This window comes from Pseudomonas sp. SC11 (assembly GCF_047039205.1).
In the GTDB taxonomy this organism is placed as follows: Bacteria; Pseudomonadota; Gammaproteobacteria; order Pseudomonadales; family Pseudomonadaceae; genus Aquipseudomonas; species Aquipseudomonas boreofloridensis.
In genome coordinates this window covers 5,117,888-5,135,571 of record NZ_CP178183.1, presented here as the reverse complement: position 1 = coordinate 5,135,571, position 17,684 = coordinate 5,117,888, and the positions used below count along the sequence as shown (strand labels likewise).

Annotated in this window: 18 protein-coding genes, 1 tRNA gene and 1 pseudogene; 3 read left to right on the top strand and 17 right to left on the bottom strand. The window is 60.3% G+C overall.

What is annotated here, in order from left to right:
- Positions 1–223: 223 nt before the first annotated feature.
- From ACK2SD_RS22865 to ACK2SD_RS22805, 13 genes and pseudogenes are all read right to left on the bottom strand, one after another.
- On the bottom strand, positions 224–733 hold the full coding sequence (locus ACK2SD_RS22865; RefSeq protein ID WP_412460912.1) for an ABC-three component system middle component 5: 510 nt from the start codon (positions 731–733) through the stop codon (positions 224–226).
- Between the two features lies 1 nt (position 734).
- Positions 735–1,301, bottom strand: coding sequence for an ABC-three component system protein (locus ACK2SD_RS22860; RefSeq protein ID WP_412460911.1), 567 nt, complete (start codon positions 1,299–1,301; stop codon positions 735–737).
- Entirely contained in the window at positions 1,298–1,591 is a 294-nt protein-coding gene (locus ACK2SD_RS22855; protein ID WP_412460910.1) for a hypothetical protein, read from the bottom strand. Before ACK2SD_RS22855 ends, ACK2SD_RS22860 begins: the two co-directional genes overlap by 4 nt.
- A 295-nt stretch (positions 1,592–1,886) precedes the next feature.
- Positions 1,887–2,161, bottom strand: a pseudogene (locus ACK2SD_RS22850) (hypothetical protein).
- Complete coding sequence (locus ACK2SD_RS22845; RefSeq protein WP_412460909.1) at positions 2,158–3,138, bottom strand: integrase domain-containing protein; 981 nt, start codon at positions 3,136–3,138, stop codon at positions 2,158–2,160. Before ACK2SD_RS22845 ends, ACK2SD_RS22850 begins: the two are co-directional and overlap by 4 nt.
- Positions 3,139–4,068: 930 nt before the next feature.
- Entirely contained in the window at positions 4,069–4,485 is a 417-nt protein-coding gene (locus ACK2SD_RS22840; RefSeq protein ID WP_412460908.1) for a tyrosine-type recombinase/integrase, read from the bottom strand.
- 1,032 nt (positions 4,486–5,517) lie between these two features.
- Positions 5,518–5,593: transfer RNA gene (locus tag ACK2SD_RS22835), tRNA-Thr, on the bottom strand.
- A 97-nt stretch (positions 5,594–5,690) separates the two neighbouring features.
- Entirely contained in the window at positions 5,691–5,942 is a 252-nt protein-coding gene (locus tag ACK2SD_RS22830; protein ID WP_039582662.1) for a hypothetical protein, read from the bottom strand.
- Between the two features lie 429 nt (positions 5,943–6,371).
- Positions 6,372–7,589: a methyltransferase gene (locus tag ACK2SD_RS22825; protein WP_412460907.1), complete on the bottom strand. Its 1,218-nt coding sequence runs from the start codon at positions 7,587–7,589 to the stop codon at positions 6,372–6,374.
- A 63-nt stretch (positions 7,590–7,652) separates the two neighbouring features.
- Positions 7,653–8,342 carry an ABC transporter permease gene (locus ACK2SD_RS22820; protein ID WP_029612671.1) on the bottom strand — a complete coding sequence of 230 codons (690 nt, stop codon included), beginning with the start codon at positions 8,340–8,342 and terminating at the stop codon, positions 7,653–7,655.
- Positions 8,339–9,034 (bottom strand): ABC transporter permease subunit, encoded by a 696-nt coding sequence (locus tag ACK2SD_RS22815; RefSeq protein ID WP_317870331.1) that lies wholly within the window; start codon positions 9,032–9,034, stop codon positions 8,339–8,341. The genes ACK2SD_RS22820 and ACK2SD_RS22815 overlap by 4 nt, the downstream gene beginning before the upstream one ends.
- 57 nt (positions 9,035–9,091) lie before the next feature.
- Positions 9,092–9,847 (bottom strand): ABC transporter substrate-binding protein, encoded by a 756-nt coding sequence (locus ACK2SD_RS22810; RefSeq protein ID WP_029612669.1) that lies wholly within the window; start codon positions 9,845–9,847, stop codon positions 9,092–9,094.
- A gap of 11 nt (positions 9,848–9,858) precedes the next feature.
- Positions 9,859–10,632 (bottom strand): ABC transporter ATP-binding protein, encoded by a 774-nt coding sequence (locus ACK2SD_RS22805; RefSeq protein WP_039582666.1) that lies wholly within the window; start codon positions 10,630–10,632, stop codon positions 9,859–9,861.
- A gap of 616 nt (positions 10,633–11,248) precedes the next feature.
- On the opposite strand from ACK2SD_RS22805, the gene gabP reads away from it, so the two are divergent.
- Together gabP and ACK2SD_RS22795 are read left to right on the top strand one after the other, a co-directional pair.
- Entirely contained in the window at positions 11,249–12,637 is a 1,389-nt protein-coding gene (gene gabP, locus ACK2SD_RS22800) for a GABA permease (RefSeq protein WP_029612667.1), read from the top strand.
- A gap of 154 nt (positions 12,638–12,791) precedes the next feature.
- Positions 12,792–12,926: a hypothetical protein gene (locus ACK2SD_RS22795; RefSeq protein ID WP_275898074.1), complete on the top strand. Its 135-nt coding sequence runs from the start codon at positions 12,792–12,794 to the stop codon at positions 12,924–12,926.
- A 60-nt stretch (positions 12,927–12,986) separates the two neighbouring features.
- Here the strand turns inward: ACK2SD_RS22795 and trmL are convergent, their stop codons facing one another.
- A complete protein-coding gene (gene trmL, locus ACK2SD_RS22790) occupies positions 12,987–13,442 on the bottom strand; it encodes a tRNA (uridine(34)/cytosine(34)/5-carboxymethylaminomethyluridine(34)-2'-O)-methyltransferase TrmL (protein ID WP_412460906.1) in 456 nt (151 codons plus the stop codon).
- On the opposite strand from trmL, the gene ACK2SD_RS22785 reads away from it, so the two are divergent.
- Positions 13,441–13,878: a hypothetical protein gene (locus tag ACK2SD_RS22785; protein WP_029612666.1), complete on the top strand. Its 438-nt coding sequence runs from the start codon at positions 13,441–13,443 to the stop codon at positions 13,876–13,878. The two genes, trmL and ACK2SD_RS22785, sit on opposite strands and share 2 nt — an antisense overlap.
- A gap of 466 nt (positions 13,879–14,344) precedes the next feature.
- On the opposite strand, the gene ntrC is transcribed toward ACK2SD_RS22785, so the two are convergent.
- From ntrC to ACK2SD_RS22770, 3 genes are all read right to left on the bottom strand, one after another.
- Positions 14,345–15,781: a nitrogen regulation protein NR(I) gene (gene ntrC / locus ACK2SD_RS22780; RefSeq protein ID WP_039582669.1), complete on the bottom strand. Its 1,437-nt coding sequence runs from the start codon at positions 15,779–15,781 to the stop codon at positions 14,345–14,347.
- Positions 15,778–16,863: a nitrogen regulation protein NR(II) gene (gene glnL, locus ACK2SD_RS22775; RefSeq protein ID WP_039582670.1), complete on the bottom strand. Its 1,086-nt coding sequence runs from the start codon at positions 16,861–16,863 to the stop codon at positions 15,778–15,780. Before glnL ends, ntrC begins: the two co-directional genes overlap by 4 nt.
- Before the next feature lie 252 nt (positions 16,864–17,115).
- Positions 17,116–17,658 carry a chorismate mutase gene (locus tag ACK2SD_RS22770; RefSeq protein ID WP_412460905.1) on the bottom strand — a complete coding sequence of 181 codons (543 nt, stop codon included), beginning with the start codon at positions 17,656–17,658 and terminating at the stop codon, positions 17,116–17,118.
- Positions 17,659–17,684: the final 26 nt, after the last annotated feature.

Genomic DNA, 17,684 nt, shown 5'->3' with positions numbered 1-17,684 from the left:
CATTTATTTCAATCTGAGTTATAACGTGGTCGCAAGCAGCTGCTTCTTTGTTCCAGCGCTCTTCCCTTAGATCACCGCCTAGTCCAAAAAAAGTAGATCCATTATCGTGGATTTGCCAATACTATTGTCGCCACGAATTATATTTATGCCCGAATGAAAATTCTGATCATAGACAGCACGACCAGATTTCATAACAATAAAGCGATCTATAAATAATGTTGATTTATTTGATGTCATAAATATATTCCATTAGTCCCGAGCGCTTCTTCAGCCCGGATGCTCCATTGAAATCAACCTTAGGCAAAGCTTTTGTGATAATTTCAAAAGCATCGCTTCTCAGGAAGTAATCATCTTCCACAAGCTTTAAGTAGCCATCCGGAAGTGAGTTATAATTAAGCTTTATTTTGCCATCTTCGAAGTCTGTCTTCGAAATTATTTCTTTTGCAATCAATTCCAATGCTGCGGTTTTCTGAAAGACTTGAAGGTCGTACAGAACTCGAGCTGGGTTGTTAATGTCTTCAAACTGATCTGGTATGGACTTCAGCTTAACTTTGAATTCTTTGATGTTGGCGGGCCATGGCTGAATGTTTTTTAATTGGCTCGGAAATAGGTAATAATAGTCTAGAACTCTAAGCTGATCCCATGTGATGGAAGAGTCTATGGTTGCTTGCAGTATTGCCAGTAATCTATAAAGGCAGTGGTTGGCATCGTATGCGGGATGATAAATTAACATTTCATGCCTCCCAGACCAGGTGACATTTCCCGGTTAAATAATATAGCATCCCATAAATCAAATGCTGGTCGATAGATATGTCGACACTATTTACTTCGCAGAATATAGAGTTTACTATATTGTGATAGATGGTTTGATCTATATTCTCTGGAAGCGCTCCAGCTTTTATGAGTGGCCGGATTTGGCCGTCAAATGCTGCTTTTATCTTTTGAAGAATGTAAAAGTAAATGTACTGTCTTCTGGGTGATAGCTGTGCTTTTGCTGCAATTTTTGCAAATCGATCTTTATGTTCTATTGCTTCCTCAACTAGGTCTTCCCTATCTCCATTGAGAAGTTTTTGCTTCAATCCGATGATTGGACGGCCGACTCGATCATTGAGATAGGAATTAAAGACTTCAATAAAATCACTAAATTCCTCGTCACTTTCTGACAGTGCACTGATCCTCTCGAGCCCCGCTTTAATAATGCTGGGGTCCGGAGCAGCTGCAACGACGTATGTAATGTTATTTTGGTCACCTCCAATTACTGGGCCTTTAACGTCCGAGTTATTAATGGCTATTTTGTTCATTCGGGCTTTCCGGAACTTCGATTTCCGCCGGTAATGCCTCCACGTACCTTTGAATTAGTGATTGTTATTGTGTTGCCACTTTGCGCCTTTTTTGTCACAAGGCTTATAAGAAGGGTGCAAATAAGAAATGTTAACACGCTGATTAGACATAGTAGTCCGTATAGTTGAGTGCTATTCAGGTTTTTTAAAATAGGGGAAGAAATTATTGCGGGATAAATGCTGTAAGCAACAAAGGCTCCGACAGTAGCGCTCCCGCCGTATTTTAAGGCAGCAACCCAAAACTTTTCCATACCATATTCCTTGGCTTTTCTGGCAGTTTGCTATCATCCTCGACAACTGCAGGCACGTAAAGGGCCTTATGCCATTTTCAGATCGCTTTGTGCAGGGAGTACAGCAAATCCATATTGCTGCTCTGTGCCGTTGTCAGCGCAGCATCACTCAGTCCAAGGATGGTCATTGGCGACTGCGCACTGTAGCTCAAAAAAGTCGCCATTTTAATCAGGGTTGCAACCTAACATCTTGATTATAATGAGAAATCTATGTGGCTGATTGCTGTCGATCCTTGCAGTCACAAGTAAGCTGTACTTACAGATTGAAGGTCCATGCCGTGTCTAGACGTCGAGCGAGCAGCCGGACCGTCAGCAGGTAGTAGTACCGCGTTGTCGCACTGCGGTCGATCATGCGATGCTCGAGAAACCAAGCCACATGCTTCCTCTGCCAGCCCCATGGCGTTTCTCGTTGCCAGCGCTGTGCGATTTCTGCCTGGATGATTTTCGCTTGGCGTAGATGGCGTGTCGGGTTGAGTGCGAGCCGGTCAGAAATCCAGCCAAGAACAGCTCCATGTCGAATCGCTTACTCATGCCCGCCCACCAATGTACGCCGCGACTACGTCAATCCGACTGTGCCCCAGTTCGTAGCTGATCTGCCTTCGCGCTTGATGATCAAGCCGGTGATCTAACCGGTAGCATTGACCGCCGTTAGTAGGCGCGCGGTGCGATGTGATCAGCTCATAGCGTTCGCACGCGAACGCCGCTCGCAGCTCATGAAAGCCCTTGAGGACGTTTGCATGAAGGATTTCTCGTGCAGGGCGTACGATGTTCTGCAGAATGCCCCGGTAGCTTTCGCCTTTAGCAATTAAGTTGCGGCTCCTTGCTGGCGACACCTCTTCTGCAAATCGAAGTGCGACTCGCACATGCTCATCCACTGTAACCCAGCGATGGGCTGATGCCCCGATACGGCCGCCTTTGGTGCCATCCTGAATATTAACCCTGCCTAGGTCGTTAGCCTCATGACAAAGGCGAGGCAGGTCAGCCAAGATGGCTTCACGCAAGCGCATCCCGGTGGCTCGAGCCAACAGAATGATCGCGGCGGCCCGGAACTGATGTTGGCGGCAAAGCACATCGACAATCTGCTGAACTTGACCGCGGTCTTGGCCCTGCGGAACTGAAAGTCGAATCCCGGTGCGCTTCATACCCAACGCCTCGCTCGGACTTGGCAATTTCACACACTGATCACCGCGAAGCGCCGCCATGGTTCTGTTAACGCTGGATAGCCGATTTTGTGCGGTGCTGACGGCGATGTCGCCGCGCCCAACCACTTCGCGCAGATCCAATGCATAGTCGGCCAACACTTTGCGATCAATCTGCCGCGCATCATTGATGCCGGGCCCCTGTTCGGAGCGGCACCACCTCACGAATGCCAACCATCGATCACTGTGCGCCTTGACCGTGCCGTAATGGCCACCGTCAAACATAGCTTTCAGCGCCTGCGGCCCTGCGTAGCTCAATTGTCTGCCGTAACCGAAATTGCGGCCATCGCGTCTACCCACCAATGCCATGCCAGTCACCTCATCTTCCGATCTCCGATCCTCGCCCCACGTCATCCCGCCAAGAATGCTGAGTGTTATCAGGGATCAAGGCCCCTGCGACCTGTGGGGATGTCCTCTAACGCGGGACTGGCGGCTCCTTACGTCCGGGAGCAAGGGCATCTCATGATCTGGCCTCCTGAACACCGTTACCGGTGGGCGGGTGGAGGCTGCATTGGCTGACGAGACCAGTGCCGCGAGATCCTGAGCCAGGTGCAAGCAGCAATGCGATGACCGGGGCATGCCTGACTGTCAGTCAGGTGCAGTCCATTCCCTGGTCTGCGGCACCATCATCTACAGCGCTGTTGCTGGTGACATCGGCGTTTGTCACGCCGATTGTCACGAGGGGGAATGCCGCAAAGCCAGGTGCGATCAGGGTTGCAGCAGTGGTAGAAGTGCCCGTCTCTTTCCAGAAGAAAGAAACGGGCACAGGTTGGCGCAATAGTCGGCCAAGCGGATAGGTTGCTGCAGGACAGCGAGGTATGGAGTATCTGGCGCACGAGCGGTATATGTGTAATAGCATCCATCACATGGGTAGTGACCGGGCCAGCTGCCGGATGCGAATCGCCCTTGGGGAGAACCACCGCTGGAGCGGCGTGACCTTTAAGGTTCGGGTCACCTGGGGTGCTGCCATCGACAGCGTTTGCAATTCCCGGTCTAGTCCTGTGGACAATGTTCGTCAAGCAAAGCGATTTCAGGGATTTAGCGCCTGTGGATAAAATTATCCCCCAGTGGACATCGGTGGTTTTCCACAGACGTACGCCGTGCCAGCAGATTTTTTCTTAGGCATGGTCCTTTCAAACGGGGCGGCTTTGCAGCCCCGTTTGAAAAGACCCGCGCGGAGGAGCTTCAGGCGGTGCTGTGGGTAACTTCACAGCGAGTTTGAGGTGGTGGTACGGCGGGTTACTCGGTCCTCTTGGCACTGCGTAGGCGCGTGACGTTCTCGCCTGTCTGCTTGGCAAACTCATGCGGCGTCACATGGTCCTCGCGGTTCGCCTCCAGAAAACGGCTACACCAGGTCATGATCATCCGGCGCTCTTCGAGGAACTCAGCCTTGTGGGTATAAGCGGCCCGTGCGTTGTTGCGTTCCTTGTGACTCATCTGCCGCTCGATAGCCGTCTCCGACCACAGTCCGGACTCGACCAGCGCACTGCAAGCCATGGCGCGGAACCCGTGGCCGCAGATATCCACCTTGGTGTCGTAGCCCATCGTCCTGAGTGCGGCATTCACTGTGTTCTCGGACATCGGTTTCCACGGCTTGGCATCCCTCGCGAACACCAGCTCGAACTTGCCGGTGATCACTTGGATCTGCTCAAGCAAAGCCACTGCCTGCGGCGTTAAGGGTACAACGTGGATATCCCCGGCTATCTTTGTACCTCTTGTGGAAAAGAGCGCACCATCCAGCGCCGGGCGGGTATCGGGATCTCCCTGATTCCCCGCTTGAGGTCGAACTCGTTCCAACGGGCGAAGCGCGGTTCGCTGGAGCGCACGAATAGGTACAGCATCGACATGAGGCGCAAGAGCGGGCAGCCTCTGTAGTCCTCGGTGCATGCGAACTGCACTGGTAGTCGCGATTGGGTGGTGAGTTACCTATGGTGTCTTGATCAAGCCATTGAGGTCGTGAGCTGGGGGCGCCGTTATCAGTCTCAGCCGTTTGGCTTCAAGCGGGATGCGTTGCAGGTAGCCACAGATGTTGAGTGTCGCTTCGATGGTGCTGCGTTTCATCACGGTATTCAGAAGCCGCATGGAGTGGTCGGTCTGGAGGATGTCTTGGTGTGGTCGGGCAGCTATTTGGGCGCCATGTTGGAATGCCAGTCGAGTGCAACACCTCCGAAGGGGTGGTCGTTAACCACGGCTTGGGTCTTGGGCTCTGTGCGAAAAGTTTGAGAGACGAGGTTGTCCGGCGATGGTGGGCTCAGCGCTTGTTTGCCTGATATTCAATAGTGTCAAAGATTCAGTGGACTCAGGTTTTGCTGCCGCTTTGCGGCAGATCGCGGGGCAAGCCCGCTCCCACAGGGTTCTGTGATGGCTTTTTGGAATTAGGTGGGGCAGTTGCTTTAACGGCGATGGATGACCGTGCTTTTGGCATTGAACCGAGCGTGTGCTTGGGCTGGAAGAGGCTATTGCCGTCGAAGCGCGTGTACCCGCGCGCTCAGGGCTTGGCCATGCGGCAGGTGGTGTCTATCAGCGGGGCCATGGTGCGGGCTAGGGGCAACCTTTGGCATAGGGCTAGACCGTTGCCAGCGCTGACTGCCCTCGAAGCCCAACGGACCACCAAAACGAAAAAACCCGCCAAAAGGCGGGTTTTTCGTATGTTCCAGAGATTTAAACAGCCTTCTCTGAAACCTTATATGGTGCCGGCACCAGGAATCGAACCCGGGACCTACTGATTACAAGTCAGTTGCTCTACCATCTGAGCTATACCGGCACAGGGGCGTCATTATAGCGATCGCCGGGCTGCTGTAAACCACTTCCTTGCAATTCGCTCGCAATCATCTAAGTCACCGCCGCGAAAGAAGAAAATCCTACCAGCCGCGATGGATGCTGGTGACGTTCGGCTCGGGTTCGGCTGGGTTGAAAAACAGCTTGTGATTGTCGCAGCCGCGCTTGCGGCACGGGGCGTCTGCTTGCAGGGGCAGGCCGCGGTCGCCGCCGAGCTGCATGGCGGGGGTTTCCCAGCCGAGGTTGGCGGTTTTCGGGGTGGAGGCGCTGTTGGGCGTGCAGCCGCCGAGGGCCAGGGCGAGGGCCAGGAAGGTGAGGGGCGTGGTCTGTTTCACGAGTCGAGATCCGTTCATCAAGCTATCCGGGTGGGCGGATGCGCAGGTGGGTGTTGCCGGTGGGTGGGCGCGGGCGTGATTTTAACGGGTTGCGTGGGGCAGTGGGTAGGGTGAGGTGTGGTGGGTGTGATGGGGTTCTTGTTTGACTCGGGGGATGGGCTGAGATGGCGGGGGCTGCTGTGCCGCTTTTTCGCGGCGTGTGGGGTGGTGTCGTGAGCGGCAGGCGCGGGGCTTATGCACAAGCGCGAAGCACAGCTTGGGGGAAAGGCAAGGATTTATGACAGTCCGTTGGTCTTTGCGCAAAGGCCTGTTTTTGCTGGTGTTAGATCAGCGATGTGGAATAAGCAAAGAGGCAAAACGTCGCGGGTTAGAGATGAACGGAGAGATTCATCAAAAGCTTGTTCACAGACTTATCCACAGGTTGCTCCGCTATTTTCGTTCGCCTAACAGGAGCAGATTGCGGGGCGTCAGGGGGTAGTCGCAGAAAACGCCGAGTCTGACGTCGTAGCCTTGTTCCTGCAGGAACAACGCGCGATCGAGCACCAGCCAGAGTTCCAGTGGGCGACGGAAGAGGTTGCGCAGCGCTTCGAGGTTGCGCACTTCGGCCAGGCGTTGCCAGCCTGCGGCTTCCAGGGCGGTCCAGTCGGGGTTGCCGGTCAGCGGCACATCGCGCAGGGCGGCGAGGTCGCGGCAGTAGGTCTCGAAGGATTTTTCCAGCCAGGCCGTGGGCAGCGAGGGGGTCGGCAGGTAGTCGTCGGTCTGGCGTTGCTGACGCTGCAACAGGTCGAAGCCCAGGCGCCGGGCCATGGAGCGGTCGCGCTGGCGACGGGCGCGGGCGCCGGAGGTGACGGTTTCGCTCAAGGGCAGGCCGAGGTCGTCGAGGCTCAGGTGCAGCGGGGAGGCCTGGGCGGCGAGGGACAGCGGTTGATACTGCGGTGCCTGGATGCGGTTGTAGCAGCACGGGGCCACGGCGATCTGGCGGCAGCCTTGGGCGCTGGCCAGTTGCAGCAGGTGCACATGCAGGTCGCCACAGGCGTGCAGGGCCACCACGCTGCTGTCCGGGTGCAGATGGTCGGCGCTGCCGGGGGCCAGTACGTCTTGCTGCACATGCTGGGCCGCGAGTCGGTGGTGATCGCTGAGTGTCTGGCCCGCCGTCACCAGCGCTGGATCGTACTCCAGGCAGGTGAGGTGTTGGCCAGGTTGCAGCAGGCGTCGGCCCAGGTGGCCTTTGCCTGCGCACCAGTCGAGCCAGTGCTGGGCGGGTTGGCCGAAGCTGAGGTGGCTGCCGAAGGCTTCGATCTGCTGCCATTTGCGGCCGGGCACGTGGACGTCCAGGCGATGGCCGGGCGCGTGCAGCTCGCTGCGCGGCAGCTCGCCGAGGGCGGACAACTGCACGGCCTCGTGGGCCAGTTGCGGGAAGGGCGCGGGGGCGGGCAGTCGCTCGAGGTGCTGCTGCGCGGCTTCGGCCTCATCCAGGGTGCGGGTGCGCAGCCACTGGGCCAGCTCCGGGTGTTGGGATTCCCATGGCAGGTGCAGGGCGGTGAACGGGCGGGGTTTCCAGAGGTGTTCGTGCTGGCGCAGGAACAGGTCCAGGGCCTGGAAGCGCGTGCTCAGTTGTTCGGGGCGCAGGAAGGTGGGCTGAGGCATGACGGTGCGTCGGTGAGGGAAGGGCGCGGGTGGATCGCCGGGGCGACTCACCCGCGAAGGGGGTCAGCGCCCTTGGCAGGCATCGACGCGCAGCCAGCGCTCCAGCAGCTTGAAGCCTTGCACCAGCACGAACGAGATCAGCAGGTAAAACACCCCGGCGGCGAAGAAGATCTCCACCGGCAGGTAGGTGCGGGCGATGATCGTGCGGGCCATGCCGGTCAGTTCCAGCAGGGTCACGGTGCTGGCCAGGGCGCTGGCCTTGAGCATCAGGATCACTTCGTTGCTGTAGGCCGGCAGGCCGATACGGGCGGCGCGCGGCAGCATGATGTAGACCAGCGCCTTGCCGCGTGACATGCCCAGCGCCCGGGCGGCCTCGATTTCACCTTTCGGGATGGCCTGCAAGGCGCCGCGCAAGATCTCGGCGATGTAGGCGGCGGTGTGCAGGGTCATGGTCAGCACCGTGCACCAGAACGGATCGCGCAGGTACGGCCACAGCGAACTGCTGCGCACCACGTCGAACTGCGCCAGGCCGTAGTACACCAGGAACAGTTGCACCAGCAGCGGCGTGCCACGGAAGAAGAAGATGTAGCCGTAGGGCAGGGCGCGCACGTACCAATGGCGCGAGGTGCGGGCGATGCCCAGCGGGATGGCCAGGATCAGCCCGGCGATGACGGCGATGGCCAGCAGTTCGAGGGTGAGCGTGGCGCCCTGGGCCAGGCGCGGCAGCCACTTGATGATCACTTCCCAGTTCATTGCGCAGCCCTCGCGAAGCCGCGAGCGGCGCGTTGTTCAAGGAAATGCATGCCGATCATGGCGACGATGGTCAGGCACAGGTAGATGCATGCGGCCACGGCGTAGAAGGTGAACGGCTCCTTGGTCACGGTCACGCCGATCTGCGCGTGACGCATGATTTCTTCCAGGCCGATCACCGACACCAGCGCGGTGTCCTTCATCAGGATCATGAACAGATTGCCCAGCCCCGGCAGGGCCACGCGCCACATCTGCGGCAGGATGATGCGCGACAGGATGCGGCCTTTGGACAGTCCCAGCGCCAGGCCCGCTTCGCGATGGCCTTTGGGAATCGCCAAGATGGCGCCGCGGAACACTTCCGTGGCATAGGCGCCGAAGCACAGCCCCAGGGCGATCACCCCGGCGGCAAAGGCGCTGAGTTCCAGGCCCGGCATGTTCAGGGCCTCGCCGAGGCTGTTCATCAGCCCGACGGTGCCGAAATAGATCAACAGGACCCACAGCAGTTCGGGCACGCCGCGAACCAGGGTCGAGTAGGTGCCGCCCAGCCACTGCAAGGGCTTGAACGGGGAGGTCTTGGCCAAGGCGCCGAGCAGGCCGAGGACCAGCCCCAGCAGCAGGGCACAGAGCGCCAGTTTTACGGTCATCAGGGTGCCGGCCATCATGGCCGGACCGAATCCGTGCAGATCGATATTCATGGGCAGGGTGCATTCAAGGGACGGGCACCGCGCAAAGGCGGTGCCGGTCGGGGTGAATCATTCGATGCTGAACGGGAAGTACTTTTCGTTGATCTTCTTGTACGTGCCGTCGGCCTTGATTTCGGCCAGGGCCTTGTTCAGCTCGTCGCGCAGCTTGGTATCGCCCTTGCGCACGGCGATGCCGATCTTGTCGCTGTCGACCACCGGCTCGCCCTTGAACTCGTAGTTCTGGCCTTCCGGGCTCTTCAGCCAGTCGTACTGCACGTACTTGTCGGCGAGGATGGCGTCGACACGGCCCGAGGTCAGGTCGAGGTAGGCGTTTTCCTGGGTGTCGTACAGCTTGATGGTGATGTCGCTGCCGTAGGTGTCTTCCAGCCAGGTGCCCGCCAGGGTGGCGCGCTGGGTGCCGATGATCTTGCCCTTGAGCGAGTCTTTGTCGGTCTTGAAGTCGACATTCTTCGGCGCGATGAACTGCAGCTTGTTGGAGTAGTACGGGTTGGTGAAGTCCACCGCCTGCTTGCGCTCGTCGGTGATCGACAGCGACGACACCAGGAAGTCGAACTTCTTGGCGTTCAGGGCGGGGATGATGCCGTCCCAGTCGGAGGTGACGACCGAGCATTCGACCTTCATCTTGGCGCACAGGGCGTCGCCGATGTCCTTGTCGAAGCCGACCACGTTGCCGCTGGCATCCTTATTGTTGAACGGCGGGTAGGCCGCCTCGATGCCCATGCGCAGTTTTTCCGCAGCCAGGGCGTTGGCCGACATCACCAGCGTGGCGGCCGCGGCCAGGAGGAATTTCTTGTAGGTCTGCATGTGTTGCTCCGTTAGCGGTGGCTGGACATGAATTGCTTGCAACGCGCCGAGGTCGGGTTCTCGAAGACCTGCTGCGGCGATCCCTGCTCTTCCACCAGGCCCTGGTGCAGAAACACCACTTCGCTGGACACCTGGCGGGCAAAGTTCATCTCGTGCGTTACCAGCAGCATGGTACGGCCTTCTTCGGCCAGTGCGCGGATAACGTTAAGCACTTCCTGGACCATTTCCGGATCGAGCGCCGAGGTGGGCTCATCGAACAGGATGACCTTCGGCTGCATGGCCAGGGTACGGGCGATGGCGGCGCGCTGCTGCTGACCACCGGACAGCTGCGCCGGGTAGCTGTGGCGCTTGTCGAAGATGCCGACCTTCTCCAGCAGCGCCTCGGCGGCCTGCACGGCTTCGGCCTTGCTCTGGCCGAGCACGCGGCGTGGCGCCTCGATGATGTTGTCGAGGATCGACATGTGCGGCCACAGGTTGAAATTCTGGAAGACGAAGCCGATTTCGCTGCGCAGGCGGTTGATCTGCCGGTTGTCGGCGGCGATCAGCTCACCGGTTTTATCAGCCTTGAGCTTGAGCGCTTCGCCGGCCACCAGGATTTCGCCCTGGTGCGGGTTCTCCAGCAGGTTGATGCAGCGCAGCAGGGTGGACTTGCCGGAGCCGGACGATCCGAGGATCGAGATCACGTCACCATCGCGCGCGGTCAGCGAAATGCCCTTGAGAATTTCCTGGTCGCCGTAGCGTTTGTGCAGGTTGCGGATTTCCAGCGCGGGCGTGGCCTGGGCCATGTGCGGTCCTCATGTGATCGGGTGCGTTCCCAGCTGTTGGCGGCCTTCCTGGCGTGCGCAACGCTAGCATAGCGGGTCGGGGCGGCCAACCGGGACGCAGGGGACTCGGGTCGCTGGCGGGACAGTTTGTCGCATCGCTGCAGTGCAACGTCGCGCGGATGTCCGCAACGCGTTGCGCTCGGCGCCGGAGCCTTGATGAAAAAAGGCGCGATGGTGCCAGTTTTGGTTTGGCGAGGAAAGGCTTTTTGCTTCGCGGGTGGATGGCAGGCTCTTGAGTGACCGTCCTCGGACGGAGTTGGGTTGCGCCTGAGGGTTGCACCTAGGGTGCGTCTTTTTGGTGCGAAGGTGTTACTAAGGACTACCTTTGGTGCGTTTGTAAGTGAGTATTTCAGTAATGCACACTGCGGGGACCGCTTCGACGACCCTTCGGTCATTGCTTGGCCGAAGGGCGGCAAAGCCACGTCAATCGCGGTAGCGAGAAGATTCATGTGCATGACCTGCACCGCTGGCGCAGTTATTGCCAGCAGCAAGGCGCCGATTGCCAAGCCGTCTAAATCAACCCTTGGCGCGCTTCGTTCCAGTAATCGGGTGGTCCACTCCTTACAAAGGTAGTTTTATGAGCGGTAAGCACAATTCCAATGACCTCGCTCAGGGGCTCAAACAACGGCATGTCACCATGCTCTCCATTGCCGGCGTGATCGGCGCCGGCCTGTTCGTCGGCTCCGGCCACGCCATCGCCGCTGCCGGTCCTGCCGTACTGCTGGCCTATGCCGCAGCGGGCACCTTGGTGGTGCTGGTGATGCGCATGCTCGGCGAGATGGCGGTCGCGTCGCCCGACACAGGTTCCTTCTCCACCTACGCCGACCGCGCCATCGGGCGCTGGGCCGGGTTCACCATCGGCTGGCTGTACTGGTGGTTCTGGGTGCTGGTGATTCCGCTGGAAGCCAACGCCGCTGCGGCGATCCTGCATGCCTGGTTCCCGGCCGTCGATCTGTGGGCCTTCTCGTTGATCATCACCCTGGCGCTCACCGTCACCAACCTGTTCAGCGTGAAGAACTACGGCGAGTTCGAGTTCTGGTTCGCCCTGCTCAAGGTGCTGGCCATCATCGCCTTCATCGTGGTCGGCTGCGCGGCCATGTTCGGCCTGGTGCCGGGCAGTCAGGTCAGCGGTGTCAGCCACCTGTTCGACACCCAGGGCTTCATGCCTAACGGCCTGGGCGCGGTGCTGGCGGCCATGTTGACCACCATGTTCTCGTTCATGGGCACCGAAATCGTCACCATCGCTGCCGCCGAGTCGAAGGATCCGGGCAAGCAGATCAGCCGCGCCACCAACTCGGTGATCTGGCGGATCTGCCTGTTCTACCTGGTGTCGATCTTCCTGGTGGTGGCCATGGTGCCGTGGAACGATCCGGCCCTGGCCGAGAAGGGCTCCTACCAGACCGTGCTGAGCTTGATCGGCGTGCCCAACGCCAAGCTGATCGTCGACATCGTCGTGCTGATCGCGGTCACCAGTTGCTTGAACTCGGCGCTGTACACCTCTTCGCGCATGCTGTTCTCGCTGAGCAAGCGTGGCGACGCCCCAGCCGTCGCCCAGCGCACCACCCGCGCGGGCACCCCGCACTGGGCCGTGCTGCTGTCCACTGCGGCTGCGTTCCTGTGCGTGTTCGCTAACTTCCTTGCACCGGCCGAGGTGTTCGAGTTCCTGCTGGCCAGCTCTGGCGCCATCGCCCTGCTGGTGTACCTGGTGATCGCCGTGTCGCAGTTGCGCATGCGTGCCCAGCGTGAGGCGCGGGGCGAGAAAATCTCGTTCAAGATGTGGCTGTTCCCGGGGCTGACCTGGGCCACCATCGCGTTCATCGTCGCCGTATTGGGCGTGATGGCCCTGCGCGAAGACCACCGCATCGAGATCATCGCCACGGCGCTGTTGAGCATCGCCGTGGTGATCACCGGGCTGCTGGTGCATCGCAAGCGCGGCGTCGCCGGACGAGCCGTGCTGGATAACTGAGTCGGCATCTGCATCGAAAAGGCCGCATCCTCTGAAGGATGCGGCCTTTTGCGTTTATCGGACCAGTGGTCGAATCGGCCCGGTAAAAAAGTGAATCCCCGGTTTGTCCCCTCGGTCAAGAATTATGTACGCAGTAATCTGACGAGGTAACCGCATGACTATCGAAGCAGAAACGCTTGCCGAACTGACCCAGGCGCTCAAGCGACGCGGCCTGAAACGCCTGGTCGATATCGCCTTCACCCGCGCGCCGTACCGCTGCAACCACCGCTGGATCTGCATCGTCGAGTAACGCTTCTCTTTGCCGGCAGCGGGGATTCGCCCCGCCGCCGGCCACCCTACCTACGCCGATTCAGGCGAATCCTTGCTGGCGCCACGCCTCATACACCGTCACCGCCACCGTGTTGGACAGGTTAAGGCTGCGGCACCCCGGACGCATGGGCAGGCGCAGGCGTTGTTCGACGGGCAGGCTGTCGAGCACTTCAGCGGGCAGCCCACGACTCTCCGGGCCGAACAAAAACGCATCGCCGGGTTGATAGGCCACTTCATGGAACGGGTGCGAGCCCTTGGTGGTGAAGGCGAACAGGCGCGGCTGGCCGAGGCTTTCCAGGCACTGGGCCAGGCTGTCGTGGCGCTTGAGCGTGGCATACTCGTGGTAATCCAGCCCGGCCCGGCGCAGGCGCTTGTCGTCCAGCTCGAAACCGATCGGCTCGATCAGGTGCAGGTCGCAGCCGCTGTTGGCGCACAGGCGGATGATATTGCCGGTATTCGGCGGAATTTCAGGTTGAAAGAGGATGACGTGGAACATGCACGGCCCCAGGCAAGAAGATGACGCGCATTCTACCCTCGAACCGGACCCGCGTTCGAAGGCATGGCCGCGGGTATTGATGTCGATGGCCATCGTCGGGGTGATGGTCGGTTTGATGATCGGTCGGCTGACGGCGCCCGAGCCGCGTGTGCTGGAACAGGTGCAGGTCATGGATGAAGGCCTGGACCTGTTGTTCAACGCCTCGCCCAAGCTGCATGGTGAGAACGTCAATGGCACCGTGGCGCTGGTGTTCCAGGCCGAGGGCAAACCGCAGCGTGGCCAGTTGACCCTGCAAGGAAGGCCGGTGGGCTGGCGTTTGCAGCGTAGCGATGAGGGACTGGTGCTGAGCCTGGTGGCCGCGCGTCCCCTGCGCGGCACCTGGAGCGCTGCAGAGGACGCGGGGCGTTGGCGGGTGCAGGTCAGGCTGCACGAATAAAAGAGGAGAGTCTCGGCCTGCCTGTACCGAGGTCCCCGAAGCGGGCGGTGTTGCGAATAAAAGAGGGAGTCTCGGCCTGCCTGTACCAAGGTCCCCAAAACGGGCGGTGTTGCGAATAAAGAGGGGGATGTCCCGGCCTGCCTGTACCGGGGTCCCCGAAACTGTCGTTATCAGTGTTATTGCAGGTGTCATGCCAGTTTTTAAAAGCCTTTAAATTCAATGGCTTGACTGTTTTATTCGGTGAGGTGCTCCCTATCCTGTGCCTTGCGCAGGTGCAGCGGGCACTGCATCGGTGCAAGTCCTGGCAGACATGAAAAGGGCCGCTTCGCGGCCCATCGCGGCACAAGGCCGCTCCTACAAAACCCGTGCACGGACCCTGTAGGAGCGGCCTTGTGTCGCGATGGGCTGCGCAGCAGCCCCTATGCCAGCCATGAGCGGCCCCGGTCATGACAGCGACCGCTGGCGATCAGTGTTCCTCGCCGTCGTCCTCATCGCTGCCATCGACCTTCATCCCCAGCTCCTTGATCTTGCGAGTCAAGGTGTTGCGGCCCCAGCCCAGCAGCACTGCCGCATCACGTCGACGCCCGGCCGTGTGCTTGAGGGCGGTCTCGATCATGATCCGCTCGAAGCTCGGCACGGCGCTGTCGAGCAGGTTCGACTGGCCGCGGGCCAGGGCCTGGTCGGCCCACTGGCGCAGTGCCTGCTCCCAGTTGGTGATCGGTGCCGCGTCGTGGGGCAGGTTGAGCAGTTCTGGCGGCAGGTCGCTGATCAGCACTTCGCGGCTCGAGGCCATCACCGTGATCCAGCGGCAGGTGTTTTCCATCTGACGCACGTTGCCCGGCCACGGCAGGTTGCGCATGAACTCTTCGGTTTCCGGCTTGAGCAGTTTCGGTTCGACTGCCAGCTCCCGTGCCGCTCGCCCCAGGAAGTGACGGGCCAGCGCGGGAATGTCCTCGCGCCGGTCGGCCAGGCGCGGGATATGGATGCGGATCACGTTCAGGCGGTGGAACAAGTCTTCGCGGAACTTGCCGGCCTGCACCAGCGATTCCAGGTTCTGGTGGGTCGCGGCGATGATGCGCACGTCCACCTTGACCGGTAGGTGTCCACCGACCCGGTAGAACTCGCCGTCGGCCAGCACGCGCAGCAGGCGCGTCTGGGTGTCGGCGGGCATGTCGCCGATTTCGTCGAGGAACAGCGTGCCGCCATCGGCTTGTTCGAAGCGGCCGCGTCGCAAGTTGGCCGCGCCGGTGAAGGCACCTTTTTCGTGGCCGAACAGCTCCGACTCCATCAAGTCCTTGGGAATCGCCGCCATGTTCAGAGCGATGAACGGCGCGGCGGCGCGCGGGCTGTGGCGGTGCAGGGCGTGGGCGACCAGCTCCTTGCCAGTACCGGATTCGCCGTTGATCAGCACGGTGATGTTGGAGTGGCTCAGGCGACCGATGGCGCGGAACACCTCCTGCATCGCCGGCGCCTCGCCGATGATCTCCGGGGTGCGCGCCAGGGTCGGTGGGGCTTGTAGCGCCTGCTGCTCCTGGGCGTGCTGGTTGGCGCGCTTGACCAGCGCCACGGCCTCATCCACATCGAATGGCTTGGGCAGGTACTCGAAGGCGCCGCCCTGGTACGACGCCACCGCGCTGTCCAGGTCGGAATGGGCGGTCATGATAATCACCGGCAGGCGCGGGTGCGCTTCGCGGATCTGCGCCAGCAGGTCCAGGCCGCTGGTGCCGGGCATGCGGATGTCGGAGATGATCACGTCCGGCTGTTGGCGGGCCAGGCGTCCCATGACCCCGTCGGCGCTGTCGAAGCTCTGGGTGGTCATGCCTTCCTGCTGCAGGGCCTTTTCCAGGACCCAGCGGATGGAACGATCATCGTCGACGATCCACACGGTTTCACTACGGCTCATGGGGCTGTGGCTCCTTGTTCCAGGGGCAGGAAGATCGAAAAGGTGGTGTGGCCAGGGTGGCTTTCGCACTCGATCAGCCCCTGATGCTGACTGATGATGTTCTGGGTGATGGCCAGGCCCAGCCCGGTGCCGTCCGGGCGTCCGCTGACCATCGGATAAAAGAGGGTGTCCTGTAGTTGCGCGGGGATGCCGGGGCCGTTATCGGTGATTTCGATCCGCGCCACCAGGCGGTGGCGCACGTGGCCGATGGTGAACTGGCGCACGGCGCGGCTGCGCAGGGTGATGCGGCCCAGGCGCAATTCGTTCTGGCCGTTGATCGCCTGCATGGCGTTGCGCACGATATTGAGCACGGCCTGGATCATCTGCTCGCGGTCGATCAGCACGTCCGGCAGGCTTGGGTCGTAGTCGCGCACCAGGGTGATGCTGCCCTGGGCTTCGGCGTCCACCAGGCTGCACACCCGCTCCAGCACTTCGTGCACGTTGGTCATTGCCAACGACGGCAGTTTGTTCGAGCCCAGCATGCGGTCGACCAGATTGCGCAGGCGGTCGGCCTCTTCGATGATCACGTTGGTGTAGTCGCGCAGACCGTCCTCGGGCAGTTCGCGGGCCAGCAGTTGCGCTGCGCCGCGAATCCCGCCCAAGGGGTTCTTGATCTCGTGGGCCAGGCCACGCACCAGCATCTTGGTGGTTTCCTGCTTGCTCAGTTGCGCCTCTTCCTTGGTGATGCGCAGCAGCCGATCACGCGGGTGCACTTCGAGCAGCAGCAGGGTGTTGCCCTGATGCAGGATGGGCGTGACAGCGTAGTCCACGGTGATGCTCTGGCCGGTCAGGGACGTCAACTGGGCTTCGCGCTTGGTGAACGGATGCGCCTGCTCCACGGCCTGGCGCAGGGAGTGCAGCGCTTCGGTCGATTCGGTGAACAGTTCGCTGATGAACTGGCCGTGGCTGCGCTGACCGCTGACTGCCAGCAGCATCTCGGCGGCCGGGTTCATGTACTCCAGGCGCAATTCGCTGTTGAGCAGCAGGGTCGCGGTGGTCAGGTTGTCCAGGAGCAGTCGGTGCTGTGCATCGCTGATGGTCATGGTGCGTTGTCGACCTCTATTGGCGCTGTTCCGGCCCGCATGCCTCAAGGAAGCAGACGGGTCAGCCGCTGGTTGCCCTGGAAAATGCAAGAAACAAACCAAGGCTCCGAAAAGAAGCGGAATTGGCCGATGAAGCGCAGGTTGTGCGCAAAATCGGCTCAATAATTCGCGCTTTATCGATTCAACTGACCTGATTTGGGCTGCACCGCAGGGCGTTCAGCTATTTGTTGCACCAATATAGAGCATTGCTCGTTAGTCGCGTGGGCAGAGGCTTGCGGTGGCGCGGATCAGCATGAGGCGGCGAGTGGCATCGCTGGAGCGCAGGCCGATGGCCTTGGCCAGTGCGTGCTCGCATTGCGCGGGCCGGTGGCGGTCGAAACGCGCCAGGCGATCGAGCATCTGCGCCTGCAACAGGTCCAGTTGTGGGCGAATCTCACGGGTGAGGTCCAGGCGTGGAATGCCTGGCGCGGCCTCCACCAGGCTCCACTGGCTGAGCAGATGGTACTGACGCAGCTTGTTGGCCTCGATCTGGTCGCTGAAGAACAGGGTCGCACGCTCCGGGCTGACGTTATGGCTCGATGCGGCCTTGCGCACTCTTTCCAGCACCTGCTGCTCGCGAGCACTGTCCTGTACCGGCTGGCCGTTGTCCCACTTGTGCAGGGCCACGGCGTCGGCGATGGCCAGACGCTGCTCGATGCTGTCTAGCAGGGCCTCGAAGGTGGGGTCGGGATCCGGGGCTTTCAGGCAGCCGGTGAGGGCGAGGATGCACAACAGGCAGAGCGGGGTGAGGCGCATGGCGATCTCCTTGAAATGGGAGACCT